General features: G+C 69.8%; 27 protein-coding genes. 16 read left to right on the forward strand and 11 right to left on the reverse strand.

Annotation, left to right across the window (positions count from 1 at the left end; translation table 11 throughout):
* Positions 1-80: 80 nt before the first annotated feature.
* Genes AB0H36_RS20110 through AB0H36_RS20120 form a run of 3 tightly spaced genes read left to right on the forward strand, consistent with a single transcriptional unit; the run spans position 81 to position 2,997 of the window.
* On the forward strand, positions 81-1,397 hold the full coding sequence (locus AB0H36_RS20110) for an MFS transporter (RefSeq protein ID WP_360525078.1): 1,317 nt from the start codon (positions 81-83) through the stop codon (positions 1,395-1,397).
* Positions 1,397-1,744, forward strand: coding sequence for a helix-turn-helix domain-containing protein (locus AB0H36_RS20115; protein ID WP_360525081.1), 348 nt, complete (start codon positions 1,397-1,399; stop codon positions 1,742-1,744). The genes AB0H36_RS20110 and AB0H36_RS20115 overlap by 1 nt, the downstream gene beginning before the upstream one ends.
* Entirely contained in the window at positions 1,741-2,997 is a 1,257-nt protein-coding gene (locus AB0H36_RS20120) for an MFS transporter (RefSeq protein ID WP_360525084.1), read from the forward strand. Before AB0H36_RS20115 ends, AB0H36_RS20120 begins: the two co-directional genes overlap by 4 nt.
* Positions 2,998-3,029: 32 nt before the next feature.
* Here AB0H36_RS20120 and AB0H36_RS20125 read toward each other — a convergent pair whose 3' ends face one another.
* From AB0H36_RS20125 to AB0H36_RS20135, 3 genes are read right to left on the reverse strand one after another with little or no spacing between them, the layout of a single operon-like run.
* Positions 3,030-3,977 carry a formylglycine-generating enzyme family protein gene (locus tag AB0H36_RS20125; protein WP_360525088.1) on the reverse strand — a complete coding sequence of 316 codons (948 nt, stop codon included), beginning with the start codon at positions 3,975-3,977 and terminating at the stop codon, positions 3,030-3,032.
* A 15-nt stretch (positions 3,978-3,992) separates the two neighbouring features.
* Complete coding sequence (locus tag AB0H36_RS20130; RefSeq protein WP_360525091.1) at positions 3,993-4,853, reverse strand: LLM class flavin-dependent oxidoreductase; 861 nt, start codon at positions 4,851-4,853, stop codon at positions 3,993-3,995.
* A 47-nt stretch (positions 4,854-4,900) separates the two neighbouring features.
* Positions 4,901-5,653 (reverse strand): FCD domain-containing protein, encoded by a 753-nt coding sequence (locus tag AB0H36_RS20135; protein ID WP_360525094.1) that lies wholly within the window; start codon positions 5,651-5,653, stop codon positions 4,901-4,903.
* Between the two features lie 56 nt (positions 5,654-5,709).
* Here AB0H36_RS20135 and AB0H36_RS20140 point away from each other — a divergent pair, with 56 nt between their 5' ends.
* Genes AB0H36_RS20140 through AB0H36_RS20165 form a run of 6 tightly spaced genes read left to right on the forward strand, consistent with a single transcriptional unit; the run spans position 5,710 to position 11,853 of the window.
* Complete coding sequence (locus AB0H36_RS20140; RefSeq protein ID WP_360525097.1) at positions 5,710-6,966, forward strand: lyase family protein; 1,257 nt, start codon at positions 5,710-5,712, stop codon at positions 6,964-6,966.
* Positions 6,967-6,976: 10 nt separating this feature from the next.
* Positions 6,977-8,041, forward strand: coding sequence for an ABC transporter substrate-binding protein (locus AB0H36_RS20145; RefSeq protein ID WP_360525100.1), 1,065 nt, complete (start codon positions 6,977-6,979; stop codon positions 8,039-8,041).
* Positions 8,041-8,943: an amino acid ABC transporter permease gene (locus tag AB0H36_RS20150; RefSeq protein ID WP_360525103.1), complete on the forward strand. Its 903-nt coding sequence runs from the start codon at positions 8,041-8,043 to the stop codon at positions 8,941-8,943. Before AB0H36_RS20145 ends, AB0H36_RS20150 begins: the two co-directional genes overlap by 1 nt.
* Positions 8,940-9,704, forward strand: a complete 765-nt coding sequence (locus AB0H36_RS20155; protein WP_360525106.1) for an amino acid ABC transporter ATP-binding protein — start codon at positions 8,940-8,942, stop codon at positions 9,702-9,704. The genes AB0H36_RS20150 and AB0H36_RS20155 overlap by 4 nt, the downstream gene beginning before the upstream one ends.
* A gap of 8 nt (positions 9,705-9,712) precedes the next feature.
* Complete coding sequence (gene solA / locus AB0H36_RS20160; RefSeq protein ID WP_360525109.1) at positions 9,713-10,858, forward strand: N-methyl-L-tryptophan oxidase; 1,146 nt, start codon at positions 9,713-9,715, stop codon at positions 10,856-10,858.
* Positions 10,855-11,853 carry an aldo/keto reductase gene (locus AB0H36_RS20165; protein ID WP_360525112.1) on the forward strand — a complete coding sequence of 333 codons (999 nt, stop codon included), beginning with the start codon at positions 10,855-10,857 and terminating at the stop codon, positions 11,851-11,853. Before solA ends, AB0H36_RS20165 begins: the two co-directional genes overlap by 4 nt.
* On the opposite strand, the gene AB0H36_RS20170 is transcribed toward AB0H36_RS20165, so the two are convergent.
* Both AB0H36_RS20170 and AB0H36_RS20175 read right to left on the reverse strand, forming a co-directional pair.
* The gene (locus tag AB0H36_RS20170) at positions 11,841-12,956 is read right to left on the reverse strand and encodes an aminotransferase class I/II-fold pyridoxal phosphate-dependent enzyme (RefSeq protein WP_360525115.1); all 1,116 of its coding nucleotides are present in this window, start codon (positions 12,954-12,956) and stop codon (positions 11,841-11,843) included. The two genes, AB0H36_RS20165 and AB0H36_RS20170, sit on opposite strands and share 13 nt — an antisense overlap.
* A gap of 10 nt (positions 12,957-12,966) precedes the next feature.
* Entirely contained in the window at positions 12,967-13,851 is an 885-nt protein-coding gene (locus tag AB0H36_RS20175) for an ornithine cyclodeaminase family protein (protein ID WP_360525118.1), read from the reverse strand.
* Positions 13,852-13,884: 33 nt separating this feature from the next.
* Here AB0H36_RS20175 and AB0H36_RS20180 point away from each other — a divergent pair, with 33 nt between their 5' ends.
* Positions 13,885-14,457, forward strand: a complete 573-nt coding sequence (locus AB0H36_RS20180) for an XRE family transcriptional regulator (protein ID WP_360525121.1) — start codon at positions 13,885-13,887, stop codon at positions 14,455-14,457.
* Here the strand turns inward: AB0H36_RS20180 and AB0H36_RS20185 are convergent.
* On the reverse strand, positions 14,423-14,875 hold the full coding sequence (locus tag AB0H36_RS20185) for a GNAT family N-acetyltransferase (protein WP_360525124.1): 453 nt from the start codon (positions 14,873-14,875) through the stop codon (positions 14,423-14,425). The genes AB0H36_RS20180 and AB0H36_RS20185 overlap by 35 nt on opposite strands.
* A gap of 33 nt (positions 14,876-14,908) precedes the next feature.
* On the opposite strand from AB0H36_RS20185, the gene AB0H36_RS20190 reads away from it, so the two are divergent.
* A complete protein-coding gene (locus AB0H36_RS20190) occupies positions 14,909-15,541 on the forward strand; it encodes a hypothetical protein (protein ID WP_360525127.1) in 633 nt (210 codons plus the stop codon).
* An 851-nt stretch (positions 15,542-16,392) separates the two neighbouring features.
* On the opposite strand, the gene AB0H36_RS20195 is transcribed toward AB0H36_RS20190, so the two are convergent.
* Positions 16,393-17,103 carry a 2OG-Fe(II) oxygenase gene (locus AB0H36_RS20195; RefSeq protein ID WP_360525130.1) on the reverse strand — a complete coding sequence of 237 codons (711 nt, stop codon included), beginning with the start codon at positions 17,101-17,103 and terminating at the stop codon, positions 16,393-16,395.
* A gap of 146 nt (positions 17,104-17,249) precedes the next feature.
* Between AB0H36_RS20195 and AB0H36_RS20200 the strand changes: the two genes are divergently transcribed.
* Both AB0H36_RS20200 and AB0H36_RS20205 read left to right on the forward strand, forming a co-directional pair.
* Positions 17,250-18,068, forward strand: coding sequence for a hypothetical protein (locus AB0H36_RS20200; protein ID WP_360525133.1), 819 nt, complete (start codon positions 17,250-17,252; stop codon positions 18,066-18,068).
* Positions 18,069-18,123: 55 nt separating this feature from the next.
* Positions 18,124-18,993 (forward strand): LysR family transcriptional regulator, encoded by an 870-nt coding sequence (locus AB0H36_RS20205; RefSeq protein WP_360525136.1) that lies wholly within the window; start codon positions 18,124-18,126, stop codon positions 18,991-18,993.
* Here the strand turns inward: AB0H36_RS20205 and AB0H36_RS20210 are convergent.
* Both AB0H36_RS20210 and AB0H36_RS20215 read right to left on the reverse strand, forming a co-directional pair.
* The gene (locus AB0H36_RS20210; RefSeq protein WP_360525139.1) at positions 18,950-19,885 is read right to left on the reverse strand and encodes an alpha/beta hydrolase; all 936 of its coding nucleotides are present in this window, start codon (positions 19,883-19,885) and stop codon (positions 18,950-18,952) included. The two genes, AB0H36_RS20205 and AB0H36_RS20210, sit on opposite strands and share 44 nt — an antisense overlap.
* Complete coding sequence (locus AB0H36_RS20215; RefSeq protein WP_360525142.1) at positions 19,882-20,415, reverse strand: hypothetical protein; 534 nt, start codon at positions 20,413-20,415, stop codon at positions 19,882-19,884. Before AB0H36_RS20215 ends, AB0H36_RS20210 begins: the two co-directional genes overlap by 4 nt.
* A 91-nt stretch (positions 20,416-20,506) precedes the next feature.
* Here AB0H36_RS20215 and AB0H36_RS20220 point away from each other — a divergent pair, with 91 nt between their 5' ends.
* The 3 genes from AB0H36_RS20220 (at position 20,507) to AB0H36_RS20230 (ending at position 23,215) form a co-directional block, all read left to right on the forward strand.
* Positions 20,507-21,433: a 2-dehydropantoate 2-reductase gene (locus AB0H36_RS20220; protein WP_360525145.1), complete on the forward strand. Its 927-nt coding sequence runs from the start codon at positions 20,507-20,509 to the stop codon at positions 21,431-21,433.
* 88 nt (positions 21,434-21,521) lie between these two features.
* Complete coding sequence (locus AB0H36_RS20225) at positions 21,522-22,556, forward strand: histidine kinase (protein WP_360525148.1); 1,035 nt, start codon at positions 21,522-21,524, stop codon at positions 22,554-22,556.
* Positions 22,544-23,215 carry a response regulator transcription factor gene (locus tag AB0H36_RS20230; RefSeq protein WP_360525151.1) on the forward strand — a complete coding sequence of 224 codons (672 nt, stop codon included), beginning with the start codon at positions 22,544-22,546 and terminating at the stop codon, positions 23,213-23,215. Before AB0H36_RS20225 ends, AB0H36_RS20230 begins: the two co-directional genes overlap by 13 nt.
* Before the next feature lie 129 nt (positions 23,216-23,344).
* Here AB0H36_RS20230 and AB0H36_RS20235 read toward each other — a convergent pair whose 3' ends face one another.
* Both AB0H36_RS20235 and AB0H36_RS20240 read right to left on the reverse strand, forming a co-directional pair.
* Positions 23,345-23,830, reverse strand: a complete 486-nt coding sequence (locus AB0H36_RS20235; RefSeq protein WP_360525154.1) for a hypothetical protein — start codon at positions 23,828-23,830, stop codon at positions 23,345-23,347.
* 9 nt (positions 23,831-23,839) lie between these two features.
* The gene (locus AB0H36_RS20240; protein WP_360525157.1) at positions 23,840-25,873 is read right to left on the reverse strand and encodes a glycoside hydrolase family 36 protein; all 2,034 of its coding nucleotides are present in this window, start codon (positions 25,871-25,873) and stop codon (positions 23,840-23,842) included.
* Positions 25,874-25,881: the final 8 nt, after the last annotated feature.

The following is a 25,881-nucleotide window of genomic DNA, read 5'->3' on the forward strand; positions in this document are numbered from 1 at the left end:
GGGTCCTGATTTACGCAACTGCGGTAGCGAATAAGAAAGGCTGCCACGATTTGGCAGGTTTTGCTGACAGCGTGGCGCGGGTGCTCAGCTCTCATCGGCTGCTGCTTCCGGCGGCCTTCATCACCTCCCTCGGCAACAACATCCAGCTGATCGGCGCCGCGCTGCTGCTCGTCCAGACGCACGGCTCGATGCTCGATGTCGGCTGGCTCTTCATCGCGGTGGCCGTCCCGCAGGCGGTGCTGTCGCCGTACTTCGGCCGGCTCGCCGATCGCTTCGACCGTCGCAGGCTGTGGATCGGCTGCGACGTGGTCAGCGCGGTCGCCGCTCTGTGCCTGCCAGTCGGCCTGGCGATCGGCGGCCCGCAACAGGCGGTCGTCTACGCGAGCAACTTCCTGCTGGCGATGGTCGCGGCGTTGTTCGTCCCGGCCAGTGCCGCGCTCGTGCGGGAGCGGGTGTCGGCGCCGGAGCTGCGCCGGTTCAACGGGCACTACGAGATCGCCCTGCAGTCGGGCATGTTGCTGTCGGCATCGATCGGCGGATTCGCCTTGCAGTACTTCGGTTCCACGCCGCTGTTCGTGTTCAACGCGTTCACGTTCGTTGCCTCGGCGCTGCTTGTGCTCGCGGTCGGGCGGACGGCTCGGCGGGCCGAGGTGATCGAGGAGTTGCGACCGGCTGTAAAGCCCGCCGGACGGCGGTTGCCCGTTGGTGCGCTGGCGTTGCTCTACGGCCAGGGGTTGGTGGTGGTGACGGTCTTCAATGCGTTGCTGCCGGTGCTGATCGTCGGTGAGTGGCATCGCGGTGCAGCGGTGGTCGGGATCGTCGACGCGTTGGGCGGGGCCGGGTTCCTGCTGGCCGCGGTGGCCTATCGGCGGTCCGCCGTACGTCTCGGGGATCTGCGGGTGGCGATTCTCGGGTTCGTCGCCGGCAACGCGCTGCTGGCGGTGCAGCCGCTGTTCGGGGTCGGTGTGCTGATGGGTGGTGTGTTCGTCGGGGCGTTCGTCTTCGGGCAGGCGCGGATCGCGGCCCGGTCGCTGCTGATGACGTCGGTCGAGGAGTCCCAGGTCGGCCGTGCGTTCGGCGCTGCCAACGGCTACGGTCTCGCGGCGACAGTCGTCGTGATGCTGCTCGCGTCGTTCGTCACCGGCCGCACCGACACCAGGTACGGGTTCGCCCTGCTGGCCGCGATCAATGTCGCCGCCGCCGTACTGGTCGCCGCCTGGATCCGCCGCGGCAGATCTGACAGTACTTATATAAGTGCTGTTATGATCTGGGTATGGAGGATCCGAGCGAGCAGAGTCAGTGGCGCGGGTTGCATCGGTTGCTGGCGGGGATGGATGCGGAGATCGCGCGTATCTACACCGACCGGCAGATCAAGGGACTCAAGCCCAGTTACGTGATGGAGCTGCTCCGACTGCACGCCAAGGGGCCGATGACGATCACCGAGCTGGCCGAGTCCGTCGGCCGGACTCACTCGGCGCTCAGCCAGAAGGTCTCCGCGATGCGCGCCGCGGGCCTGGTGCGGACGGTGCCGGGCGCCGACGCGCGGAGCAAGAAGGTCGCGCTCACCGCGAAGGCGAAGGGCATTGTCGAGCTGCTGGCGGCCGAGTGGCGGGCGACCGAGGCCGCGATCACCGAGCTCGAGGCCGAGCTCCCGTACCCGATGACCCAAGTGGTCCGGGACGTCGAGGAAGCCCTGGCTCGCAAGAGCTTCCACGACCGCATCGCCGAAAAGCTCGAGTCGTGAGTGCCCGGCATGCGCTGATCGACCTCGAGCCGCTGCGGGTCTCGCCCGTGTTCCGGCGGTTGTGGGCCGGGCAGGTGCTGTCGACGTTCGGCGGCCAGCTCGCGTTCGTCGCGGTGATGTTCCAGGTGTGGGACCAGACGGCCAGCGCTGCGTGGACCGGGGCGGTCGGGTTGTCGCAGGCGTTGCCGCTGATCCTGCTCGGGCTGTTCGCCGGCGTGGCCGTCGATCGGGTCGAGCGGCGCCGGTTCTCCCTGATCACGATCAGCGGCCAGGTCGTCGTGTCGGCGCTGATGGCGAGCCAGTTGGCGATCGGGCCGGTGCCGGTCGGCGTACTGCTGGGGCTCGTCGCGGCGCAGGCGGCGTTCGCGGCTGCCGGCGGGCCGGTGGCGCGGACCGTGCTTCCGCAGTTGCTGCCGCGGGAGTTGCTCGCCGCCGGGATCGCGCTCAACCGGATCGCGTTCCAGGGAGCGATGCTGGTCGGCCCGGCGGTCGGCGGACTGATCGTCAACGCCTGGGGTGTCGGCGTCTGCTACCTGATCGACTGCCTGAGCTTCCTCGCGGCGTTGTACGGCGTGCTCGGCCTGCCGACGATGCGTGTCGAGGCGGTGGCGCGGCCGGGATTGCGTGGGGTCCGGGACGGATTGGCGTTCGTGGTGTCGACGCCGGTGATCCGGGGTGCGCTGCTCACCGATCTCGCGGCGACGGTGTTGTCGATGCCCGTGAGTCTGTTCCCGGTGATCAACGCCGAGCGGTTCGGCAACGATCCGCGGACGCTGGGGTTGTTCCTGAGTGCGATCGCGGTCGGCGGGGTGGTGGCGTCGGTGCTGTCCGGTTCGTTCACGCGGCTGCCGCGACCCGGTGTGGTGATGCTCGCCGGGTCGACCGGGTGGGGGATCGCCCTGGTGCTGTTCGCGTTCTCGCCGTTGCCGTGGCTCGCGTTGGCGTTCCTCGCGGCCGCCGGTGCCGCCGACACGGTGGCGGTGGTGGCGCGGAGCACGATCGTCCAGTTGCACACGCCGAACGAGCTGCTGGGCCGGGTGACGGCCGCCGAGCAGATCGTCGGACAGGCCGGCCCCGACCTCGGAAACCTGCGCGGCGGCCTGGTGGCTCAGGCGACCTCCGGAGTCGCAGCGCTGGCCTCCGGCGCCATCCTGTGCGTCGCCGCGGTGGCAGCCGTGGCACTGACCACCCCTGGCCTCCGCGGTGCGGAACGACAGGAGGTGTCCGGCCGAACCCGCACACCTCCGGCGTAGCAGACGCGCGTGGAGGTGGATACCTCCTGTCGTTAGGTACCGACGGTGCGGAAGCCGGCGTTACCCATCGAGGACTCCGGGGTGTTCGACGACCGGGCGGCGTTGCGGTAGCGGTTGCAGTACGAGTCGTGGCACAGGTACGAGCCGCCGCGCATCACCCGGGCGGCGCCGAGGGACGGACCTCGTGGATCCTCGTCCGGGGAGAACTTGTAGTACCGCGGGCCGAACCAGTCCGCGCACCACTCCCACACGTTGCCGACCGTCTGCCAGAGCCCGTAGCCGTTCGGCTCGAAGGTGTGCACCGGGGCGGTGGTGAGGAAGCCGTCCTCCTCGGTGTTCGACTGCGGGAAGACGCCCTGCCAGATGTTGCAGCGCCAGACGCCGTCGTCGCCGATCAGGTCGTCGCCCCACGGGTACCGCGCGCCTTCGAGCCCGCCGCGGGACGCGAACTCCCACTCGGCCTCCGTCGGCAGCCGCCGGCCCGCCCACGAGCAGTAGGCGACGGCGTCGTTCCAGCTCACGTGGACGACGGGATGGTCGTCGAGCCCGTCGAGGTCGGACCGGCCGCCGCCCGGGTGCCGCCAGTCCGCGCCGCGCACGCCGGCCCACCACGGTGTGCCTGCGGCGGGACCCATCAGGTCGGCCGGGTCCGCCTGCACCGCGAGGTGGAACACCGCGGAGAACCCGAAGATCTCCGCCTCGGTCCGGTAGCCGGTGTCCTCGGTGAAGCGGGCGAAGTCCCGGTTGGTCACCGAGGTCGCGTCGATGCTGAACGGCTTCACCCGCACCTGGTGAATCGGTGTCTCGCCGTCCCCCGGGTTGCCGTCGCCGTAGCCGTCACCCATCGCGAACAGGCCGCCCTCGAGCGCGATCTGCTCGATGTCATGCTGCCCGGGCGCGGACGCAGGTGCGGGTGGCGTCGTACTGATCCCGACCACCGGGCGCGACGGCGCACAACACGACGGCTGTTCCTCACTCATGAACCCAGGATCTCATCACAGGGTCGGCGGGCCTTGCTCGATGCGTCGGAGGATGGGGTCGAGGCGGTAGAAGTCGGTGCCGCGGATGAGTTGGCGCTCGTCCCACCAGGTGGCGCCGGCTTCGGCCAGGGGCTCGATGGTGGCGCGGGCGTCGGCGGGGGTGGTGATGCCGCCGACGATCACGTCGTACGGCGTGGTCTGGTCGTCGCGGAGGCTGCGCAGGTAGGTGACCAGCTCGCGGAGTTGGTCGACCGGCGGGGCCTCGCCGTGGTTGGCGTCCAGGAACAGGGGTACGGCGCCGTCCCAGCGGGCCGCGCGTCGCATCGGGGCCTTGCGCGGCCAGTAGCCGGCGATCCAGACCGGCGGGCGCGGCTGCTGAACGGTTGCTGGGAGCAACGTTACGTCGTCGGCGTGGTAGTGGCGGCCGTCGTGGTCGACCCGCTTACCGGACCAGTACGCCGTCAGCAGGTCGAGGCCCTCGTCGAGGCGTTCGGCCAGCACCTTCGGGTCGGTCTCGTCGCCGAAGCTGCCGAACTCGTCGTCGATCGGACCGCCCAGGCCGGCGCCGAAGACGACCCGGCCGTTGCTCATCGCGTCCAGCGTCGCGACCTGCCGCGCGAGCTGCTCCGGCCGGCGCCGGGCGACCGGCGTCACCAGCGGGCCGAGGGTGATCCGCGACGTCGCGAGCGCGGCCGCGGTCAGCAACATCCACGGATCGCCGAACGGCTGCCCCTGCCGCTGCTTCTTGCTGTGGACCACATGATCCCACAAGAACAGCCCGTCCCACCCCGCCTCCTCAGCCGCCCTGGCCACCCGAGCCACGGTGCGAGCGTCCGCAAAGTCCCCGAAGTTCGGAATGTTGATCGAAAAGCGCACCCCCGCATCCTGCCCCGTCGCACCGACAGCATCAATCGGTTACCCGGTCAGTCCGGGGTGGGGAGGGCTTCTTCGTGGAGGCTGGTGAGCATTTCGTCGCGGAAGTGGATGAGGTGGCGGCGCCAGACTTCGGCGGCTTGGGTGGGGTTGCCTTGGACGACGTACTGGATGACCTGGCGGACCTCCTCGACGTGACCTTCGCGGGTGGGTTCGGGGCGCAGGGCCGAGGAGCGGAGCTGCATCCAGTGCTCGGACTCGGTGTGCCGGAGGGCGTCCTCGAGAGCCGTCTCGAGGACCGGGTTCCGGGCGGCGCGCGCGACGGCGCGGTGCACCGGCAGATCACTCCGGTAGTGGCCGGTCCGCTCGAACTCCTCCTCGAGCGCGGCCCCGGCCTCCCGCAGCGCCGCCATGTCCTCGGGGTAGCGCTTCTCCGCCGCGAGCCGGGCGAGCTCAGGCTCGATCACCAGCCGCGCCTCGAACACCTGGTTCGGCGTCACCTCGGCGCCCCAGTTCGCGACGTGCGCCGCGGACGCGATCACCACCGTCCCGTGGCCCTGCCGGGACCGCACCAGCCCGGCCAGCTCCAGCCCGGCGAGCGCCTCACGCAACGTGGGCCGGCTGACGCCGAGCGTCCGGGCCAGCTCCCGCTCGGCCGGCAACCGCTCGAACCGCTGGATCCGCCCGTCCCGGATCGCCGCCACCACCTGGTCCGCGACCTGGGCAGGCGCGCTCCGCGGTACGACGACCGGCGCGAACGGCCCCTCGTCGCCGGGTGTGCTCGTTTTATCGGACGCACTCACACGACAAAGTGTAGAACAGGTTGACAGGTGGTCAGACCAATTGTCATAGTCCCGCCATGAATTGGTCTGACCACCTGGCGAATCCGAGCAGCAACGGCCGCGAGATCCTGTACGGCGCCCAGACCGCCCAGGCACTCGCCAACTTCCCGCTGGCCGGCCCCCGCCTCGCGGACCGCCCCGAGCTGGTCAACGCCGTCGTCGCGGTGAAGATCGCCGCCGCCTGGGCGAACTCCGCCCTCGGTGAGCTGGACGAGGAACGGGCCCGCGCGATCGTCACCGCCGGCGAAGAGGTGCTGGACGGCAAGCACCGCGACCAGTTCGTCCTCCCCGTCGTCCAGGGCGGTGGCGGCACCTCGACGAACATGAACGTCAACGAGGTCCTGGCGGCCCGCGCCAGCGCGCTGTGCCGCCGCAACGTGCACCCCAACGATCACGTCAACCGCGGCCAGTCCACCAACGACGTGATGCCGACCGCGATCGCGATCGCTGTCATCCCGCTCGTCAACCAGGCGCTCGTCGGACTGCGCCACGTCGCCGAGTCCCTACAGAAGAAGGCGATCGAGTACGACGCCCTGGTGCATCTCGGCCGGACTTGCCTCCAGGACGCCGTACCCATTCCGGTTGCCGACTTCCATCGGGGTCAAGCGGCGAGCATCGACCCGGCGGCGGACGCGTTGGCCGCGGCGGCGGATCCGCTGTACGCCGTACCGCTCGGAGGGACTGCTGTCGGCACGGGGCTCGGCGCGGCGCCGGGGTTCGCCGAACGGGCGCTGGAGGAACTCGCGGCGATCACGGACCTTCCACTCACCTCGTCGCCGAGTCCGTCGTACGCACTGGCGAGTCTCGAGCCGCTGACTGCGGTCACCGAGGCGGCGAGCCGGGCCGGTCGCGTGCTGGCCCGGATCGCCCGGGACCTGCGGCTGCTTGCTTCCGGGCCCGTCGGCGGGATCGGTGAGATCGAGCTCCCCGCCGTACAGGCCGGCAGCTCGATCATGCCGGGCAAGGTGAACCCGGTGATCCCCGAGCTGGTCATGCAGGTGTCGTTCCTGCTGAACGGCGCGACCACCGCCGCGCGCGGCGCCACCGAGGTCGGCGAGCTGGAGGTCTCTGCGATGGCGCCCGTCGTCACGCTCGGCCTGCTCGATGGCCTCACCAACCTGCACCGCGTCGCCGAAGTCTTCGCCGATCGCTGCATCAACGGGCTCCGCTGGCGCGAAGACGCTGTCAACCGCAACCTCGCCGGCTCCCTCGAGCCCGCCGTACGCACCGCCACCACCACCGGCTATGACACCGCCGCGAGGGCACATCGATAAGGAGACTGTCATGTCCCACCGATCCCGCCTGCTTGCCGCAGGTCTCCTGCTCTTGACCATGGCCGCGGGCTGCGCGGACCCGACCACCGTGTCCGACGCCGCCTCGACCCCGGACCCGACCTCGGGTTCGACCGGGCCGAGTGCTCCGGCGACGGTGCCGGTGACCGAGGCCGACCCCGAGGTCGAGGCGTTGGTGCCGGCGGAGATGAAGAAGAAGGGCACGCTGGTGTTCGCGACCAACGCGCCGTACCCGCCGCTGGAGTACTTCAAGGAGGACAACAAGACGCTGATCGGGTACGACATCGATCTCGGCAACGCGATCGGCGCCGCGATGGGGCTGAAGGTGGAGTGGAAGAACATCTCCTTCGACGCGATCATCCCGGGACTCCAGGCCGGCAAGTACGACGCCGGGATGGCCGGGTTCAGCATCGAGCACGAGCGGCTCGGCACCGTCGACTTCGTCTCGTACTACCTGTCCGGCGGCGGCTTCCTGATCAAGAAGGGCAGCGGGATCAAGGTCGGCTCGTTCGACGATCTCTGCGGTTACCGGGTCGCCGTTCAGAAGGGCGTCAGCCAGGTCGACGCGCTGGTCGAGGCGAGCGAGCACTGTGTCGCCGAGGGCAAGAAGGCGATCACGGTGAACCAGATCCCGGACCAGAACGTCGTCGTCCTGAACCTCGCCTCCGGCCGCGCCGACGTGGTCGTCGGTGACAAGCCGCAGGTCGAGTACGCCGCCGGGCACGCGGACGGGCTGTGCGTGATCAGCACGTACCAGACCGGCCACAGCATCGCCGGCATCGCCGTACCCAAGGGCAAGAAGGACCTGACCGCCGCGCTGCAGGCGTCGATCAACCACCTGATCGAGAACGGCGACTACGCGCAGATCTCGAAGGTCTGGAACACCGGGGTCGCGGTCGAGGGCGCCACGCTGTCGGACCAGTACCAGAAGGTCAGCCAGCCCTGGGGCGTCGGTCCGGACGGCACCGTGAACAAGTCGCTCGTCTTCACCGATCCGGCCGCGATCCCGCCCGGGCACACCTACTACTACCAGCCGGTCCGTGAAGGTTGTGCCTGATGACGACCGAGGTGCAGAACGCACCGAAGACCGGTGAGCTGGAGATCCGGGCGATCCCGCCCAGACATCCCTGGCGATGGGCTGCCGCGGCCATCGTCGTACTGCTGGCCGCGATGCTGGTCCACTCGATGCTCACCAACCCGCGGTACGAGTGGGACGTCGTCTTCTCCTGGTTGCTGGCCAAGACGATCCTGCGCGGCCTGCTACTGACGCTGGCGCTGACCGCGGTCTCGATGCTGGCCGGCATCGTGCTCGGCGTCGTCTTCGCGGTCATGCGCGGCTCGGAGAACCGGTTGCTGTCCGGTGCCGCCGGCATCTACATCTGGTTCTTCCGCGGTACGCCGTTGCTCGTCCAACTGGTCTTCTGGTTCAACCTGAGTGCGCTCTACCCGCAGATCGGGATCGGCGTGCCCTTCGGCGGCCCCGAGCTCACCTCGCTCGACGCGAACGCGCTGATCTCGCCGATGACGGCCGCGTTCCTCGGGCTCGCGCTGAACGAGGCGGCGTACATGGCCGAGATCGTCCGGGCCGGGATCGTCTCGGTCCCGGCCGGCCAGGTGCAGGCGGCGTCCGCGCTCGGCCTGACCCGGATGAAGACGATGCGCCGGATCGTGCTGCCGCAGGCGATGCGGGTGATCATCCCGCCGACCGGCAACCAGACGATCTCGATGCTCAAGACCAGCTCCCTGGTCAGCGTCCTGGCCATCCCTGAGCTGCTCTACAGCGCGCAGATCGTGTACTCGCGGACGTTCCAGACGATCCCGCTGCTGATCGTCGTCAGCCTCTGGTACCTGGCTCTGACCTCGGCGCTGACCGTTGCCCAGGGCAAAATCGAGCGCAGGTTCTCACCGGACGCCGATCCGGTGGTACGGCGCTCCTGGCGGTTGGGAGCACGCGGATGACACAGCCGTTGCTGCGCGCCGAGCGCGTCCACAAGAACTACGGCGCCAACGAGGTGCTGAAGGGCGTCGACCTCGACGTCATGCCGGGCACGGTGGTCTGCATCCTCGGTCCGTCGGGGTCCGGGAAGAGCACGTTCCTGCGGTGCATCAACCACCTGGAGCGGATCCGGTCCGGCCGGATCTCCGTCGACGGCGACCTGATCGGCTACCGCCAGGTCGGTGACAAATTGCACGAACTGGACGAGAAGGCGGCCAGCCGGCAGCGCGCCGAGGTCGGCATGGTGTTCCAGGAGTTCAACCTGTTCGCGCACTTCACCGCGGCCGAGAACGTGATGGCCGGGCCGGTGCTGGTCCGCGGCGTGGACCGCAAGCAGGCGCGGGCGCAGGCCGTCGAGTTGCTGACCCGGGTCGGCCTGGCGGAGAAGGTTGACGCGTACCCGAGGCAGCTGTCCGGTGGCCAGCAGCAACGTGTCGCGATCGCCCGTGCGTTGGCGATGCGGCCGAAGCTGATGCTGTTCGACGAGCCGACGTCGGCGCTCGATCCCGAGTTGGTCGGCGAGGTGCTCGATGTGATGCGCACGCTGGCGGCCGAGGGGCAGACGATGATCGTGGTGACTCACGAGGTCGGGTTCGCGCGGGAAGTCGCGGACGTCGTGGTGTTCATGGATCAGGGCGTCATCCTCGAGGTGGGGCCGCCGGACGCCGTACTGAACCATCCTGTCAATCCACGGACCCAGGCCTTCTTGTCGAAGGTGCTGTGAGGAGCTTCATGCCTGTGTACGACGTCGCCGTACTCGGACTCGGCGCGATGGGTGCGACCGCGGCCTGGCGAGCCGCCGGGCGCGGACTGTCGGTGATCGGGTTCGAGCAGTTCACGCCTGCGCACGCCCGTGGTTCGTCGCACGGTGGTTCGCGGATCTTCCGGAAGACGGTGTTCGAGGGGATCGAGTACGTCCCGATCGTCGATCGTGCCGAGCGGTTGTGGGGCGAGCTCGAACGGGAGTCGGGAGCAACGATCTTTCGGCGGTCAGGCGGGCTGTGTATCGGGCCGGCTGATGGTGAGCTGGTTCGGGATGCGAGGCGGTGTGCGGTCGATGGTGGGGTAGAGGTCGAGTTGCTCGATGCGGATGCGTTGGCGGCTCGGTTCCCGCAGTTCGCGGTGTCGCCGGGGGATGTCGGGGTGCTCGAGCCGGGAGCCGGCGTACTCGATCCTGAAGGATGCATTCGGGCTGCGCTCGACCTGGCGAAGGCCGCTGGTGCGGAGCTGCGCTTCGAGACGAGGGTGACCGGGCTGCAGCATGACGACGACGTTGTGCGGATCTCGGTGGGGGAGGAGACGTTCTTGGCGCGCCGGGCGATTGTTGCCACCGGCGCCTGGTTCACGGATCTGGTGCCGGAGTTGGCGTTGCCGTTGCGGGTTCAGCGGTCGCCGTTGGTGTGGTTCTCGGGACCGGATCGGAGTGCGTTCGAGGTGGGGCGGTTTCCGACGTTCATTTGGGAGAGCGGGGAGCTGGATGGCTGGGGGATCCCGGACGTGGACGGGCGCGGCGCGAAGGTCGGCGCGGGGCCGTCTGTGCCGAAACGCTGGCTCGAGCACGCGGCGGACAACAACTATCCGATCGGCCCGGCGGACACGGGTCCGGGGGAAGCGTTCGTGCGGCGTGCGTTCCCCGGGCTGGAACCGGTCGCGGTGGCCGCCGCGGCCTGTATGAACTCCAAGTCGCCCGACGGCGACTTCGTCATCGGGACACCAGCGGCTGCGCCCGCGCTGGTGCTGGCCGGTGGGTTCTCGGGGCATGGATTCAAACACGCTGCCGCGGTCGGTGACATCACCGTCGACCTGGCCGTGGACGGCGCGAGCGAGATCGCGTTGGCGCGGTTCTCGCCGGATCGGTTCTTCGGAGGACAGGGATGAAGCTGCGCACACTGGGACGGGCCGGCGTCCGGGTCAGCCCGATCGCGCTCGGCACGATGAACTTCGGTCCCGTGACGCCGGCGGACGAGGCGCACCGCATCCTCGACGCCGCGACCGACGCCGGGGTCAACCTGATCGACACGGCGGACGTTTACGGCGCCGACGCGAACCGGACGATCGCCGACGACTCGATCGAGAAGGGCCGGACCGAGCGGATCATCGGCGACTGGCTGGCTCAACGGCCCGGCTGGCGGGATCAGATCGTTCTTGTCTCCAAGGCTTACGGGCGGATGGGGCCTGGGGCGAACGATCTGCATCTGTCGTCGGTGCATCTGCGGCGGGCGTGTGAGGCGTCGTTGCGGCGGTTGCAGACCGACTACCTGGACGTGTTCATGCTGCATCACGTCGACCGCTCGACCAGCTGGGACGAGATCTGGGAGACGCTCAGCGACCTGCGCCAGGCCGGCAAGATCCGGTACGCCGGAACCAGCAACTTCGCCGCCTGGCAACTGGTCCAGGGCCAGGAGGCGGCCGCCCGGCGCGACCTGCTCGGCATCGTGGTCGAGGAGAGCATCTACAACCTGATGGAACGCACCGTCGAGCTCGAGGTGCTCCCCGCGTGCGCGTCGTACGGCATCGGCGTCATGCCGTACTCGCCCCTCAACTCGGGCCTGCTCGCCGGCATCCTCTCCAAGACCGACAAGGCCTCCCGCAGCGCATCATCCCGCGCCACCAGCAACCTGGCACTCCACCACGCCAGGCTGGAACGCTACGAAAAGCTCTGCCGCGACCTGGGCCACCCACCCGCCGTAGTAGCCCAAGCCTGGCTCTGCGCCCAACCCGCAATCGTCGCCCCGGTCGTCGGCGCCCGCACCCTCCAACACCTCCAAGACGGCCTCGCCGCCGCCAACCTGACCCTGGACCCCGCCACCCTGTCCGCCCTAGACGAAATCTTCCCCGGCCCAGGCCCCGCCCCCGAGTCCTACGCCTGGTAGGTCTGCAGAACCTTGGTGATGTTGGTGAGGGCGGCGTTCAGGTAGTCGGGTTGTAGACCGTGCGTGATGCGCAGGTGGTGTTCTACGCCGAAGTGGTGGCCGGCGCCGACCAGGACGCCGGCTTGGGTGCGGAGGGTGTCGGCGACTTCGGCGCTGGTCAGCGGCAGGTGGTAGCGGACGAAGGCGAGGGCGGTGGCCTCCGGCGGGACCACCGACAGGAGCCCGTTGCTCTCGGCAACCCATTGGGCGAGGCGGGTGTAGCCGTCGCGGATCAGCCCGCGGTTGCGGGTGAGCAGGCGGTCCTTCGACTCCAGCGCGATCTCGGCGAGGTGCATGGACAGCATGCTCGTGGCGATCGTCGCGTACTCGTGCCGTCGCCAGGCCGCCTCCACCAACGCCGGAGGCGCAACCAGCCACCCCAACCGCAACCCCGGGAGCCCGAAAGCCTTCGACAGACTGCCGACGCAGACGAGCTTGTCGTACCGGCTGCACAGGCTCGGCGTGATCTCGTCGGTGAGGCGCTCGGTGCCGCGATACACCTCGTCCGCCAGCACCCAAGCCCCGACCCGCGCGGCCGCGGCGACGACCGCATCCAGCTCGTCCGGGGTCAGGATCGTCCCGACCGGGTTGTTCGGATTCGTGATCGCGATCAGCTTCGTGTCCGGCCGTACGACGCTGTCCAAGGCCGCAAGGTCCGGACGCCAGCCGTTGTCGGGGTCGAGCGGGAACGCGTCCACCTCGGCGCCGGCGTTCAGCGCGAGCCCACGCACCTGCCGGTACCCCGGCTCCATCACCACGACGTGATCACCGGCTTCGACGAGGCTGGACACCGTGATCGCGTTGGCCTCGGCCGCGCCCACAGTGACCAGCACGTTGTCGGAAGCCGCTCCGTGCCAGTCGGCGATCAGCGCCCGCAGCGCATCCGTCCCACCGACCGGCGGGTAGTGCAGTTCGGTCTCGAGCATCTGTCGTACCGCTGCGGGATCGTCGCCGAGCAGCTCGCCGAGCGCGACCGGATGGCAGCCGCTGTCGGCGAGGTTGTAGTCGACGGAGTGTTCGTACCGGGACTGCCACTCTTCGAGGGCGAACGGCGTGAACGTCATGAGGTTCCTTTCAGAGCAACCGTGCGACGGCCAGGTCCTCGAGACCCAGGCCGATCGAGCGGAAGAAGACGGGTCGGTCACCGGACGGGCGTTCGCATGCGTCGGTGAGGAGTTCGGGAAGGTCGCCGCGCAGGCGGTCCGGCGACCACACACCCTGCTCGGCCGCGATGAGTAGCTCGCCGGCCGATCCGGTGACGGTCGCGCGATAGTCGCCGTACACCTCGAGTCCCGGCAACGCCGCCGGGTCGATCTCGTGGGCGCGCGGCGCGTTGGTGCTGATCGACGTGACGAGCGTGCCGGGGGAGAGCGCGGTGACGTCGATGACCGGCTCGGCGGCCGACGTACAGAGGAGTACAACGTCCGCGCCCGATGCAGCCTCGTCGGCGCTGGCTGCGAGCGTCACGCCATCCGGCGCCTCGCGCAACGAGCGGCTGTACATGCGTACGTCGGTGAACGACCGGACCGCGTGGGCGTAGCGCAGGTGCGCATGGGCCTGCGCGCCCGAGCCGATGATGGCCAGCGTGGACGCGTCCGGGCGGGCGAGCAGGTCGACGGCCAGGGCAGTCGTGGCTGCGGTTCGCTCGACAGTGAGTGCAGCCGAGTCGCACAGGACCGCCGGACGACCGGTCTGGGTGCTCAACACGAGCGTCCACGCGGTGACGACGGCCGGACTGCTCGGCTGAGGCAGGTACGGCGACACCTTCACGCCGTACGCGTCACCCGCCGCGGCCTGGTAGGCGATGACGTCCCCGCCACCGGGCAGCAGCGTGACAGTCTGGGGCGGCTGGACCGCAGTACCGGCCGCCAGCTCGGTGAACGCCGTCCGCAACGCGTCGAGGACGTCGGCCACCGGCAACTCGGGAAGCTGTTCGACAACAGGTATGCTAGTGCTCATAATGAGCAATATAGTGCACATCAAGGAGTGCGGGTGTCAACCGAGACCAATCGCAGTACGGCGTTCATCGAGCAACTCGGCGGCGAGGTGCGCCGGCGTCGGCAGGCCGACGGGCTGACCGTGCAGGCGCTCGCCGACCGCGCCGGGCTGAGCCGGCGGATGCTCACTCAGATCGAGCAGGGTACGGCGAACCCGAGCCTGGTGACCGTGGACAAGATCGCCGAGGCGCTCGGCGTCGACTTCGCCACCCTGACCGCGCCGTCCACGACTGACTCGCTGCAGCTCTCCGACCCCGTCGAGATCTGGCGCAGCGACGCCGGCAGCCGCGCCGTCCTGCACGTCGCCGCATCCCGCCGTGGCGGCCCCGAGCTCTGGGAGTGGACCCTCCAACCCGGCGACCGGTACGACGCCCAATCCGACCCACCCGGCTCCGAAGAACTCCTCCTGGTCACCGCCGGCGCGCTCACGCTGACGACCGACAACCGGTCCCTCACGCTGGCGCCAGGCCAGTCCGCCCGCCTGGCCAGCGACCGCAACTACTCCTACGCGGCGTCCTCCGCCGGCGCCACCTTCACTCGCGTGGTGACGCTAGGCGCAGCTCGATGAAGGGGATAGTGTCGCCGGGGAGCAGGTAGGTCTCGACCTCTTCGAAGCCGTGTGACTTCGCGAACTGCAGTCCGTCCTCGTTGGTCGCCAGGATGTGGGTCTCGATGCCCTCGGCGCTGAGCTCCCGGCCGCGTGCCAGGCTGCGTTCGTAGATCGCCGTACCGAAGCCCTGCCGCCGGTGCTCGGGCAGCACCCGCGCGATCACCGTCGCCGCCGCGGTCTCCTCCGACGGCGGCCGGACCGTCGAGCATCCGACCAGGACATCACCGGCGTACGCGACCTCGAGCACGTGCCGCCCGGCCCGCTCGCGAACCTCGTCCACCGACAACGGCGCCGTCGGGATGATCTCGTTGTGTACCCGCTGCCAGTCCAGCAGCGTCCCCTCATCACTCACCGGCACAATCCGCAGCTCAGGCACCCTGCGAGTCTAGTGGCGTGCGAGGCTAGGGCCGTGCGGATTCTCTACGTGGGTAACAGCTTCACGGCGCGGAACAACCTGCCCGGGCTGATCAAGGCGATGGCGGCGGCTCGCGGGATCGAGATCGAGTACAAGCTGATCCAGGCCGGTGGCGCCTCGCTGCGGCAACACCTCAACGCCGGGAAGGCGCTCGAGGCGATTGCGAGTGGTGCGTACGACGTCGTCGTACTGCAGGAGCAGAGCACGCTGCCGATCAAGTCACCGGCACGCTTCCGCGAGAGCGCCCGGGACTTCGACGCAGCCATCAAAGCAGCCGGCGCCCGCACGGCGCTCTACATGACCTGGGCCCGCCGAAACGCCCCCGACACCCAGCAAGCCCTCACCACCCAGTACGCCGCCGCCGCAGCCGAACTGGACGCCACCCTCATCCCGGTAGGCCTCGTCTGGCAACACTTCCTGGCCACCCACACCGAGCCGCCGCTGCACGACAAAGACAACAGCCACCCAGCCCTCCCCGGCTCCTACCTAGCCGCCTGCGTCTTCCTGATAGCCCTCCTCAACGAAGACCCCGCCCCCATCGATGTCCCCATCAAATCCCTAGACCCCGAAACCGCCACCCACCTCCGCCAATCCGCCTGGACCATCTACGAGTCCCTCACCGCCTAACCACCGAAGGACATGGCCAAAGGACACGGCCTCCGGCCGCGACTGTTCTCTTGGCCACCTCCGGCGGCGCGCCCAAGCAAGTTGCGGTGGAGGTGATCGGCGACAGGCAACCCGCTCCCAGCCACGCCGCCAACCGGAGGTGGTGACGTCGCCGACCTCAGCGCGTTCGGTCGCTCGTCGGTGTGCTCGTCAGTGTCACCAGGTCGTGTGGCAAGGCGCGATTCGGTGAAGGTGGTTGGCGGCGGGCAACCCCGTCCACGCCAGGCCGCCGTACGACCGGAGGTGGTTCGGTGAGTTGTGGATTCGTGTTGAGGATCCGCTTGCTGGAGGACCGAATTCGACAACTCGGCGACCGCGCCACCGGCACGTTGGGTCCCTCGTCGGTGCGCTGCTCACCAGTTCGTTGGCCAGGGCACGGTTCGGGTGGAGGTGGTCTGCGGCAGGCGACCCCGTCCGAGGCACGCCGCCGTGCGACCGGAGGTGGTTCGGTGAGTTGTGGATTTCGGTTGTAGCCCAAAGCATGCTGGAGGACCGAAATCGACGACTCGGGGACGTTGCCGACACCGGCGCGGATCGGGCCCCGGTTGCGCTGGGCAGGTGGCACCAGGTCGTGGGCCGGCGGAGGCGGCCGATGGACAGCTGCTCCGGGGTGAACCTGGACGGGCGTCTGCCGGGGATGCGGCGGGTGGGGGCGGGGCTCGACTCGGGTTCGGGTGGCTGTTGTGAGTTGCGACGTTCCTGCATGCACCGGTCGGGGTGGTCCCGCGCTGATCGCATGGGCTTGAACGCCGGTTGCGGCTCGGAAGAACTGTCGCCGCCGGAGGCGGGGACCTTTCGTGGGGGCGGGGGGCTTACTTGGCGTCGTGGAAGACTAGGCCTAGGGTTTGGCGGTGGCCGGTGTGGATGGGGGAGACGCCGTGGCGGACGGGGGCGGCGGACCAGCCTCGGGTTGATTTGACGGGGCGGTCTCGGGTGGTGAAGACGAGGCCGTGGCCGTGCGGGATGAGGGTGGCGGTACCGCGGGACTGGGCGCGGGGGCGTTGTTCGACCAGGAGGAACTCGCCGCCGGTGTGGTCGACGCCGGGGTCGTTGAGGTTGATGACGACCTGGAGGGGGAAGACCTTGTCGCCGTACAGGTCGCGGTGCAGGGCGTTCCAGTCGCCGGGGCCGTAGCGCAGCAGGATCGGGGTCGGGCGGGTCTGGCCGGCGCGGTGGCAGATGTCGAGCCACTCGTCGAGGGTTTCCGGCCACTCGGCGTCGCGGCCGAGCTTCTCGTACCAGTCGCGTGCTATTGGCAACAATCGCGGGTAGAGGGCGTGCCGCAGCGAGTCGACCGCCTCGGGGAACGGCTCGGCGAAGTACCGGTACTCGCCCTCGCCGAACCGGTGGCGCGCCATGTTGACGGTCGCCCGGAAGCGCGAGGCGTCGTCGTAGAGCGCAGCGATCCGGGCCGCCTCCGCCGGGGTCAGCAGTTGCGGCAGCAACGCGCGCCCGAGGTCGTTCACCTCGGCCGTGACCTGGTCCCAGTCCGCCTTCGCCACCCGTCGCTCGTATCTGTCCATGACAGTGGAACGGCCCAGGCCGCAGATGTGTGAGAGGGGCCCGTCACAATCCGCCGGGGCAGTCGGTCCTTGCTTGTGAAGGCGGGCGTCTCTTGACTGCGGGCGCGCGCGGAGCGACGGTTGGGGGAGAGGTGGGTGGGCACCGGATGCGTATGTCGGACAGTGGTTGGGAAGCGTACCGCCGCGGCTGGAAAGCAGCAGTGGTGGTGCTGGCCGGCCTCGGCCTGGTGACTGCGCTGGTCTTCGTCGGATGGTCGACCAACCTGGTCGCCTTCCTGATGGGCGGGACGCTGGTGGCCTCGGTGTACCTGAGTGTCGGGCTGGCCCAGGAGCGGAAGACCCCCGAGCTGGTCCGGGACGTGCTCCGGTGGGCCGGGCGGGCCGGGCTCTGCGTGGTGGCGATCTGTGGGTACGCGACCGCGATCGGGATGGCCACTCTCTGGCTGGTCCTGCTGCTCGGCGTCACCTCACCGCCCCTCGTCAACTGGCTCTGGCCCCACCAGGAGGGTCCGGTACGGCGACCTGCCCCGGAGCCCCCGGTCGAGCGCCAACCCCGCACGAACCGAAAACCCGACCGCAAGCCGAAGATGGACCGCAAGCCGAAGCCCGACCGCAAACCGAAGACCGACCGCAAGGCGAAGAGCGACCGCAAGCGGCAGCCGATCCCCGAGCCCCCGCCACCGCTCCCGGAGCCGGTCGTGCACGAACCGGCCGCGCCGGTCGACCTGTCCAACTTCACCGACCTGGACCTCTGCCTCGCCTGGCGCCGCAGCTTCACCGAGCTCGAGGGCTGCACGACGGACGCCCAGCGCCTCGCCGTGATCGCCGCCCGGCACGCCTACCTGGACGAGCTCGAACGCCGCGCCCCCGACGCCTTCGCCCAGTGGCTCGAGTCCGGCCCCCGAGCCGCCGGCAACCCCGCCAAGTTCTTCGCCCCGCGCACCAACCACGGCGAACCTGAGTAAACAGTCGATTGACGATCTCCCGTCACCGGCCGGGGTGCATAGATACCATCGATGCATGCTCGATCTGGTTCGGCTTCGGGTATTGGCGGCCGTGGCGGCTCACGGGTCGGTGACCGCGGCCGCGCAGGCCCTGCACTACACGCAGCCGACGGTCAGCCATCACCTCGCGCGCTTGGAGGCGGCCACCGGTGCGCGCCTGGTGCAGAAGGTGGGGCGTGGGATCCGGCTGACGCCCGAGGGGCAGGTGCTCGCGCGGCGGGCGGCCGAGATCATCGGCCGGGTCGACGCCGCGGACGCGGAGCTGGCGGCGCTGATCGGGCTGGAGGCCGGCCGGGTCCGGCTCGGCGCGTTCACCTCGGCGCTGACCGTGCTGGTCCCGCCCGCGGCCGCCGAGCTCCGCCGCCGGCACCCCGACATCGAGCTCGAGCTCACCGACGTCCATCCGGTCGTCGCGCAGCAGCAACTCCGGGACGGAGAGCTCGACCTGGCGATCGTCTTCCGGTACGACGACGATCCGCCGAGCGACGGCATCCGGTACACCTACCTGCTCGACGACCCGGTCTACCTGCTGAGTCGCCGTACCGGGGACAAGCTCACCGACCATCGCGACTCCGCCTGGATCGCGGGGTGCGTGAACTGCCGGCAGGAGTTCGTCGACCTCTGCGCGGAGGCCGGGTTCACCCCGCGGATCGCGTACACGAGCGACGACCTCATGGTGAAGCAGGCCTTCGTCGCGCACGGCCTCGGCGTCACCACCATGCCGGGCCTGGCGCTGCGCACCCACCTGGCCGACCGGGTGAAGGCGACGAAGGTGAGCGCCGTACGCCGCATCTATCTCGCGACGTACGGCGAACCACCCGACCCGCCGGCGACCGCTGCGTTCATCGAAGCGCTGGAAAGGCATCACGGAGGTCGGCCCCGATGAGGTCGATCGCGTGCCGTCCGGCCGACAGCACTCCCGGGAAGTTGAGGAACGCGTGCATCGTGCCGGCGTACTCGACCAGTCGCGCCGGTACGTCGTCCGCCGCGAGCCGGGCCGCATAATCTCGTGCATCGTCGCGGAGCGGATCGCGTCCGGCCGCGAGGATCAACGCCGGCGGCAGGCCGTGCAACGACCCGGCCCGCAGCGGTACGGCGGTCGCCGGCAACTCACCGGCCGGGAAGTACTGTGCCGACGACCAGCGACCCGGCGCGATGCTGAGGAACGTCCCGTCGAACAGGCGGTACGACTCGGTGTCCTGGTCGACGTCGAGACTCGGATAGCAGAGGATCTGCCGGTCGGGGAGCGGCCGGCCTACGTCCCGGGCGAGCAGGCAAGCCCCGGCGGCGAGGGCGGCGCCCGCGCTCTGACCGCCGACCGCGATCCGGCCGTCGCCGTTGAGCTCAGCAGCATGCTCACGCAACCAGTCGAGCGCGTCGCGTACGTCGTGCAGCCCTGCCGGATAAGGGTCTTCCGGCGCGAGCCGGTAGTTGAGTGAGACGACGGTGACGTCGCCGACGGCGGCGATCCCGGATGTCGCGCACTCGATGTCGCGTAGGTGCCCGCCGATGAATCCACCCCCGTGCAACCAGAGCAGCAGCGGCCTCGGCTTCTCGGTCAGCGGCCGGTACAGCCGGGCTTCCAGGGTGCCGATGGTCAGGTCCTTGACCTCGATGCCCGGGGCGACCGGGCCCGCGAGCTCGGGGTCGGGCAGCTCCTCACGGTCGAGCAGCAGGGCCTGGTACGGATCGAGCTCCGGACCTGCCGGCTCGGCCGCGAACCGGGCCAGCAGGGCATCGGTCTCCGGCGCGAAGGCGGGCTGGTCGACGATCGTCATGCCGGGACCTGTGCGGGCTTGAGGTGGCGGGCGGCGTGGCCGAAGAGGGCGCCGTCCGGCGGGGTCGCGGCGTACTCGGCGAGTGCTCCGATCCCGCCGTCGTACCCACCGCCGGTCGCCGGGTCATTCCACGCGTTGTCGTCGTACTGCTGGATCTCTGCGACGAGCGCGTCGGTGACGCTGTGGAACCGATGCAGGAGCAGCCCCGACGGGATGTGCCGGCCCGCCTCGACGCCGCCGACGTTCAGCGCACTGCCCGCGTCCGCGGTCTCCCAGCGCGGATCCAGACTCCAGTGCAACCGCCCGGCTGCGGCATCCCGCAGTACCGCGAACGTGATCTCGTCCCACATCAGGATGTGTGCGGTCAGGTCGTGCAGCGAGTCGCAGAAGTGCCCGAGCGGCCCCGACACCACCCGGTACGGCGCCCGCAGCTCAGCCTCACTGAGCCCGTCGATCCGCTCCGCCAGCAATCCATGGTCGTCCATCACCAACCGAGCCGCCTCGCCCGGAGTAGTCGTCGCTTTACGCATGTCTGCAGCCAACCATCCCGCCCTGCGGAGCCGGCCCGAATTGACGAATCTCCTCAATCCATTGCCTTGTGGCGTCTGCGAGGATGGTCGGGTGACGACGATCGCGGTGGTTGGGGCTGGTGGGGTCGGCGGGTACTTCGGGGGGCGGCTGGCGCGAGCCGGGGTGGAGGTGAACTTCGTTGCGCGCGGCAATCACCTGGAGGCACTGCGGGCTGACGGCCTGGCGGTGCGGAGTGTGGCCGGCGACTTCGACGTGGCGCCGGTGCGGGTGACGGGGGACGCCGCAGAAGTTGGGGTGGCCGACTACGTCTTGGTGTGTGTGAAGACGTGGCAACTGGCCGATGCGATCGCCGCGATCGAGCCGCTGGTCGGTGACGCGACGGCGATCGTGACCGTGCAGAACGGGGTCGAGGCGCCGGATCAGGTGGCGACGGTCTACGGGCGGGAGCGGGTTCTGCCGGGCGCCGCGGAAGTGATTGCGTACGTCGAGGGCCCGGGGACCATCCGGCACCTCGGCGGGCCCGGCCGGCTGACCTTCGCCGAGTGGGACAACCAGCCCACGCCGCGGACCGACTGGTTGCTGACCGCCTTCACCGACGCCGGCCTGCTCGCGCGAAACCCGGACGACATCTGGGCCGCCCTCTGGACCAAGTTCCTGTCCGTCGTCCCCGGCGGCGGCCTGGGTACGGCGACCGGCGCCGGCTACGGCGTCCTCCGCTCCCGGCCCGGGACGCGGCGACTGCTGACGGAAGCGACCACCGAGATCCGCGACGTCGCCCTGGCGCTCGGGATCGAGCTGCCAGCGGATGTCGTACCGAACACCCTGGCCTGGATCGACAACTTGCCCGCGAACGGGACCACGTCGCTGCAGCGCGACATCCTGGCCGGCCGTCCGCACGAGCTCGACGCGTGGACCGGCGCGGTCGTCCGCCTGGGCGACCGCGCCGGTGTCCCCACCCCCGTCAACAGCTTCCTCTACGAGATCGCCGCCGCCCGCGCTGAAGGGCGTGGCTCCTGACTCCCCGCCTACTGCGCGGCACTCGGCACGGCACCTCGCCGCACTGGCGCGAAGGCCACGATGCTCCGCATCGAGACCTCCGCTCCAGGTGTGCGCGATCCTGTTCCGCCCGTTGCGCGGCAGCATCCAGGACACGGTCGACCGCCGCTTCAATCGGTCCCGGTACGACGCCCTGCACCGGATGGCCGGCTTCCTCGACGACGTCCGGTCCGGTCGCCGTACCCCCGAGGAGGTGCAGACCGTCCTCCGCGAGATCCTCGCCGACCCCGGCCTCGAGCTGCTCGTCTTCCTGCCGGAGAGCCAGCGGTACGTCGACCTCGCCGGGCACACCCGGACCGACGACGACCGGCACCGGATCGCGATCGAACGCGGCGACCAGCCGATCGGGGTCGTCCTGCACGCCGGCACGGCCGAGCTCAGCCCGGAGCTGCTTCGGCGCGTCGTCGAGGATGGCGGTCTCGCGGTCGAGATCGCTCGGCTGCGGGCGGAACTGCGGCTGCAGCTGAACGAGGTCAAGGCGTCCCGGGCCCGGATCGTTGCCGCCGGCCACGCCGAGCGCCGCCGGATCGAACGCGATCTGCACGACGGTGCCCAGCAGCGCCTGGTCTCCATCGGGCTTGCGCTCCGGCACGCCCAGCACCAGCTCGGCTCGGCGCCCACGGCCGCCGGTGCAACGCTCGATCGTGCGGTCGAGGAAGCGACCCTCGCGATCGGCGAGCTCCGCGAGCTCGCTCGTGGCCTGCCGCCGACCCAGCTCGACGACGGGCTGGCGCCGGCCTTCCACGACCTCGCGCGACGGGCTCCGTTGCCGGTATCGGTCGACGTGCCCGACGAGCGGTTCGAGTCCGGCGTCGAGGCGGCGGCCTACTTCATCTGCTGCGAGGGCCTCACCAACGCGGTCAAGCACGCGAACGCCACGCGGGTCGGTCTGGCGGCGAGGCATCAGGACCACAGCCTGCTGGTGACGGTGACCGACGACGGCGTCGGTGGTGCGGCCGCGGGCACCAGCACCGGCCTCACCGGGCTCGCCGACCGGGTCGCGGCGCTCGGCGGGATCTTCCGCATCGACAGCGAACCGGGCCGCGGTACGACGCTCATCGCGGAGCTGCCATGCGGATCGTGATCGCGGAGGACCAGGTGCTGCTGCGTGAAGGGCTCAAGATGCTCTTCGTGGACGGCGGCCACGAGGTGGTCGCGACGCTGGGCGACGCGGATGGGCTGCTTGCGGCGGTGGCGTCGTACCAGCCGGATCTGGTGGTGGCGGACATCCGGATGCCGCCGACGTTCAGCGACGAGGGGGCGCGGGCGGCCGAGGCGGTGAAGAGCGCGCACCCGGAGGTCGGTGTGCTGCTGCTGTCACAGCACATCGAGACAACGCACGTGGTGAGGCTCGTGTCGTTGGGCGGATTCGGTTACCTGCTGAAGGATCGTGTGCTCGACGTGGGGGAGTTCCTGGCCGCGGCCGAGCGGGTTGCGCGGGGTGGGTCGGCGCTCGATCCGCAGGTCGTGGCCGGTTTGGTGGCACAGCGCGGGGACCACGATCCGCTGGCCGCGTTGACCGAGCGCGAACGGCATGTGCTCGAGCTGATGGCCGAGGGACTGACCAACAGCGCCATCGCACGGCGGCTGTTCCTCAGCGAGCGTACGGTCGAGGCGCATGTCCGGCACGTGTTCACCAAGCTCACGTTGCCGGAATCCGAGGACGGGCATCGTCGCGTTCTCGCCGTACTGGCTCATCTCAGTGCGGCGACTCCAGACCGAGGTCGGCCAGGATCTCCGTGACCGGCCGCCCGGGTGGGGCCGCGGCGGTGAGGCCGCGGATGCAGCCGGTCATCACCATCCGGAAGTAGGCCTCGCTGCTGATCTTCGCCCACCTGCGCCAGGCGGGCTGACCGAGCGCGGGCGCCGCGATCAGGGTTGCGGCGCCCGCTTCTTCCGTTGCCCGACGACGATCAGTACGGCGCCGATCGCGGCCAGCACGAAGAACGAGCCGACGGCGCTGAGGGCCGGCACCATGAACGTGGCAGCGGTGTGGCGGCGGCCGACGAAGTACGTCGCGCTCTCGTTGGTGCACACGACCTCGACCGCCTGCGCCGGGACCTTCTCGACCGAGTGCGCGACCACGTAGTAGAGGTCGCCGGCGTCGTCGAACTGCTCCGAGCGGGACGGCGCCTGCAGCGCGATCGCCGTACCGCTCGCGTCGGTCGCCGTACAGGTCTGGCCGGCGCCGCGCTCGGACGCGAAGATCGTCAGCCCTTCGCCGTCGAGCCGGACCGGGCCGTCCCCGATCGGCGCCGGTGTGCCTGGGATGGCGCGCATCAGCTGCACGCCGAAGAACCCGCTGATTACGAATGCCAGCACCAGGCACCCGGCACCGGCCCACGTCAATTTCCGCATCCGCGAAGGTTAGTGGCTCAGGCGCAGGATGCGGGCAGAGGGTTCGGGGACGTCGGTTGTGATGCTGAGCGAGTTCTCGTCGGTCCAGGTGTAGGTCCACCCGGTGGTGTCGGTCGGGAAGTGTGGCGTGATGGTGGATCTGGGGACAGGGAGGGTGATGGCGGCCGGTCCGGGCGCGCGGTGCCAGAGGGCCAGGTAGGAGACATTGGGGCCGCTCAGGGACAAGGCCAGCCACTCGTCGGTCCACTCCGGGAGGCCGAGCGGCCAGGCTGGGACGAGTGAGTCGAGCTCGTCGAGCAGGACGCGGTGAGCGGCCAACGCGGACCGGACCAGGTCGAGCTCGGACGGCGTCATCCGATCGAGGTGGCCGGAGAGGTAGAGGCGACCGGGGATGCCGTTGACGAGAGCGAAGACGAATTCCTCCTCCGTGCTCCCGCTGATCGGGTAGGCCCAGTGGCCGGCCTGCTCCGGGAGTACGGCGGTGGGGGCGGCCGCGGTGATCGGTGCGTAGAGCAACGGATGTTCCTGGTCCGAGGTCGACTGCAGGTGCAGGCGGGACAACATCGCGTAGTCCATCCGCATCGCGCCGGACGCGCAGTTCTCGATCAGCAGCTCGGGGTGGCGTTCGTGGAGGCCGTCGAGCCAGCTGAGCAGTGCCCGGTTGTGTTCCAGCAGTCCGTGACCGAGCGACCTACCGTCCTTGTCGGTGCCCGGTCCGGTGGTCGTGTTGTTGTCGAACTTGAAGAAGCCGACGCCGAAGTCGCCGACCAACCGGTCGACGGTGTCGTCGAGGTGCTTGCGCGCCGCCGTACTGCGCAGGTCGAGGAGATAGCGGCCGGATTGGGCGACCCGTACTCCCCGGCGGCTGAGGAAGCTGTCGTCGGGGAGTTCCCGGGCGAGCGGTGACCGGACCCCGATGACCTCGGGCTCGAGCCAGAGGCCGGGAACCATGCCGCGGCTGTGGATCCGGTCGATCACCTCGGCGAGACCGTTCGGGAACCTGGTCGTCGACGGCTGCCAGGCCCCGACGGTGTTCCACCAGTCACCGTCGGCGTACCAGCCGGCGTCGATGCAGAAGTAGTCCGCGCCGACCTCCGCGGCCGCATCGATGAGCGGCAGCAGCTTCTCGGTGGTCGGATCACCCATCAGGGTGTTCATGTAGTCGTTGAAGACGACCGGCATCCGGTCGTCGATCGGGCGCCGGTGGCGGATCGCACGGCGTTGCCGGGTGAGGGCGCCGAATACGCTGTCCAGATCCGTGCCGGCGACGAGCGAGACCGGCACAGTCGTGAACGGACGGCCGGCCGTGAGCGTGACACTCCACTGGTGCTCCTGGTCGGTCGGACCGCTCAGCAGCAGGTAACCGCCACGTTCGTTCTCGCCGAGCTCGTAGTGCCACGGCCCGTTGTGCTCGATCTGCCAGCCGATCGCGTACGGCGTGGTCCGGCCGATCAACGCACCGAGCGGAAGTCGCTCCCCGGTGGACCACGAGCCGATGCTCGTCACCGCCTGCCGGCTACGAGCCACATGATGGTGCGGATCGCGGTCGATGTCCGCCAGCGCCGCAGAACGGAGCGACTGCACGGACCACCGGTTCTCGGCCATCCAGGTGTTGGCCGCGGAGTACAAGTCGGCGTCGATCGACACCAACCCGACGACCAGCGACGACAGGAAGGTCAGCTTGAGGCTGCCGGTCCCGCTCATCGACGCCTCGGACCACGCGCGGACGCCGGCCCGCGCTTCGAACACACTGGTGACGCGCAGCCCGGTGTTCGGCTCCTCCTGGATGATGCGCAACATCGCGTCGGTCTCTTCATGGCGGACGTAGCGCAACTTCTGCCCGAGGCTCGTTCCGGCCTGCCGGCTGTGGCTCGCCGCGAGTCCGTGCCCGACGGCCGAGACCTCGACCAAGGGCTGGCTGGGATCCGTTTCACCACCGTCCGGCTGGGAGGCTTCGCGTACGCCGATCAGCCGGACCGGACCGTCGTCGTCGAGAGCGAAGGTCAGGGTCAGGTCAGGGGTACTCCACTGCAGCAGGGGCATCCAGTCGC

It is taken from the genome of Kribbella sp. NPDC050820 (assembly GCF_040653975.1).
Lineage (GTDB): Bacteria > Actinomycetota > Actinomycetes > Propionibacteriales > Kribbellaceae > Kribbella.

What these genes read in the sequence shown, in the direction of transcription:
- AB0H36_RS20115 (WP_360525081.1), top strand. Translation starts at nt 1,397, where the DNA reads ATGGAGCTGCTCCGACTGCACGCCAAGGGGCCGATGACGATCACCGAG.
- AB0H36_RS20125 (WP_360525088.1), bottom strand. Translation starts at nt 3,977, where the DNA reads ATGAGTGAGGAACAGCCGTCGTGTTGTGCGCCGTCGCGCCCGGTGGTC.
- AB0H36_RS20140 (WP_360525097.1), top strand. Translation starts at nt 5,710, where the DNA reads ATGAATTGGTCTGACCACCTGGCGAATCCGAGCAGCAACGGCCGCGAG.
- AB0H36_RS20145 (WP_360525100.1), top strand. Translation starts at nt 6,977, where the DNA reads ATGTCCCACCGATCCCGCCTGCTTGCCGCAGGTCTCCTGCTCTTGACC.
- AB0H36_RS20150 (WP_360525103.1), top strand. Translation starts at nt 8,041, where the DNA reads ATGACGACCGAGGTGCAGAACGCACCGAAGACCGGTGAGCTGGAGATC.
- AB0H36_RS20155 (WP_360525106.1), top strand. Translation starts at nt 8,940, where the DNA reads ATGACACAGCCGTTGCTGCGCGCCGAGCGCGTCCACAAGAACTACGGC.
- solA (WP_360525109.1), top strand. Translation starts at nt 9,713, where the DNA reads ATGCCTGTGTACGACGTCGCCGTACTCGGACTCGGCGCGATGGGTGCG.
- AB0H36_RS20165 (WP_360525112.1), top strand. Translation starts at nt 10,855, where the DNA reads ATGAAGCTGCGCACACTGGGACGGGCCGGCGTCCGGGTCAGCCCGATC.
- AB0H36_RS20170 (WP_360525115.1), bottom strand. Translation starts at nt 12,956, where the DNA reads ATGACGTTCACGCCGTTCGCCCTCGAAGAGTGGCAGTCCCGGTACGAA.
- AB0H36_RS20175 (WP_360525118.1), bottom strand. Translation starts at nt 13,851, where the DNA reads ATGAGCACTAGCATACCTGTTGTCGAACAGCTTCCCGAGTTGCCGGTG.
- AB0H36_RS20195 (WP_360525130.1), bottom strand. Translation starts at nt 17,103, where the DNA reads ATGGACAGATACGAGCGACGGGTGGCGAAGGCGGACTGGGACCAGGTC.
- AB0H36_RS20200 (WP_360525133.1), top strand. Translation starts at nt 17,250, where the DNA reads ATGCGTATGTCGGACAGTGGTTGGGAAGCGTACCGCCGCGGCTGGAAA.
- AB0H36_RS20205 (WP_360525136.1), top strand. Translation starts at nt 18,124, where the DNA reads ATGCTCGATCTGGTTCGGCTTCGGGTATTGGCGGCCGTGGCGGCTCAC.
- AB0H36_RS20210 (WP_360525139.1), bottom strand. Translation starts at nt 19,885, where the DNA reads ATGACGATCGTCGACCAGCCCGCCTTCGCGCCGGAGACCGATGCCCTG.
- AB0H36_RS20215 (WP_360525142.1), bottom strand. Translation starts at nt 20,415, where the DNA reads ATGCGTAAAGCGACGACTACTCCGGGCGAGGCGGCTCGGTTGGTGATG.
- AB0H36_RS20230 (WP_360525151.1), top strand. Translation starts at nt 22,544, where the DNA reads ATGCGGATCGTGATCGCGGAGGACCAGGTGCTGCTGCGTGAAGGGCTC.
- AB0H36_RS20235 (WP_360525154.1), bottom strand. Translation starts at nt 23,830, where the DNA reads ATGCGGAAATTGACGTGGGCCGGTGCCGGGTGCCTGGTGCTGGCATTC.
- AB0H36_RS20240 (WP_360525157.1), bottom strand. Translation starts at nt 25,873, where the DNA reads ATGCCCCTGCTGCAGTGGAGTACCCCTGACCTGACCCTGACCTTCGCT.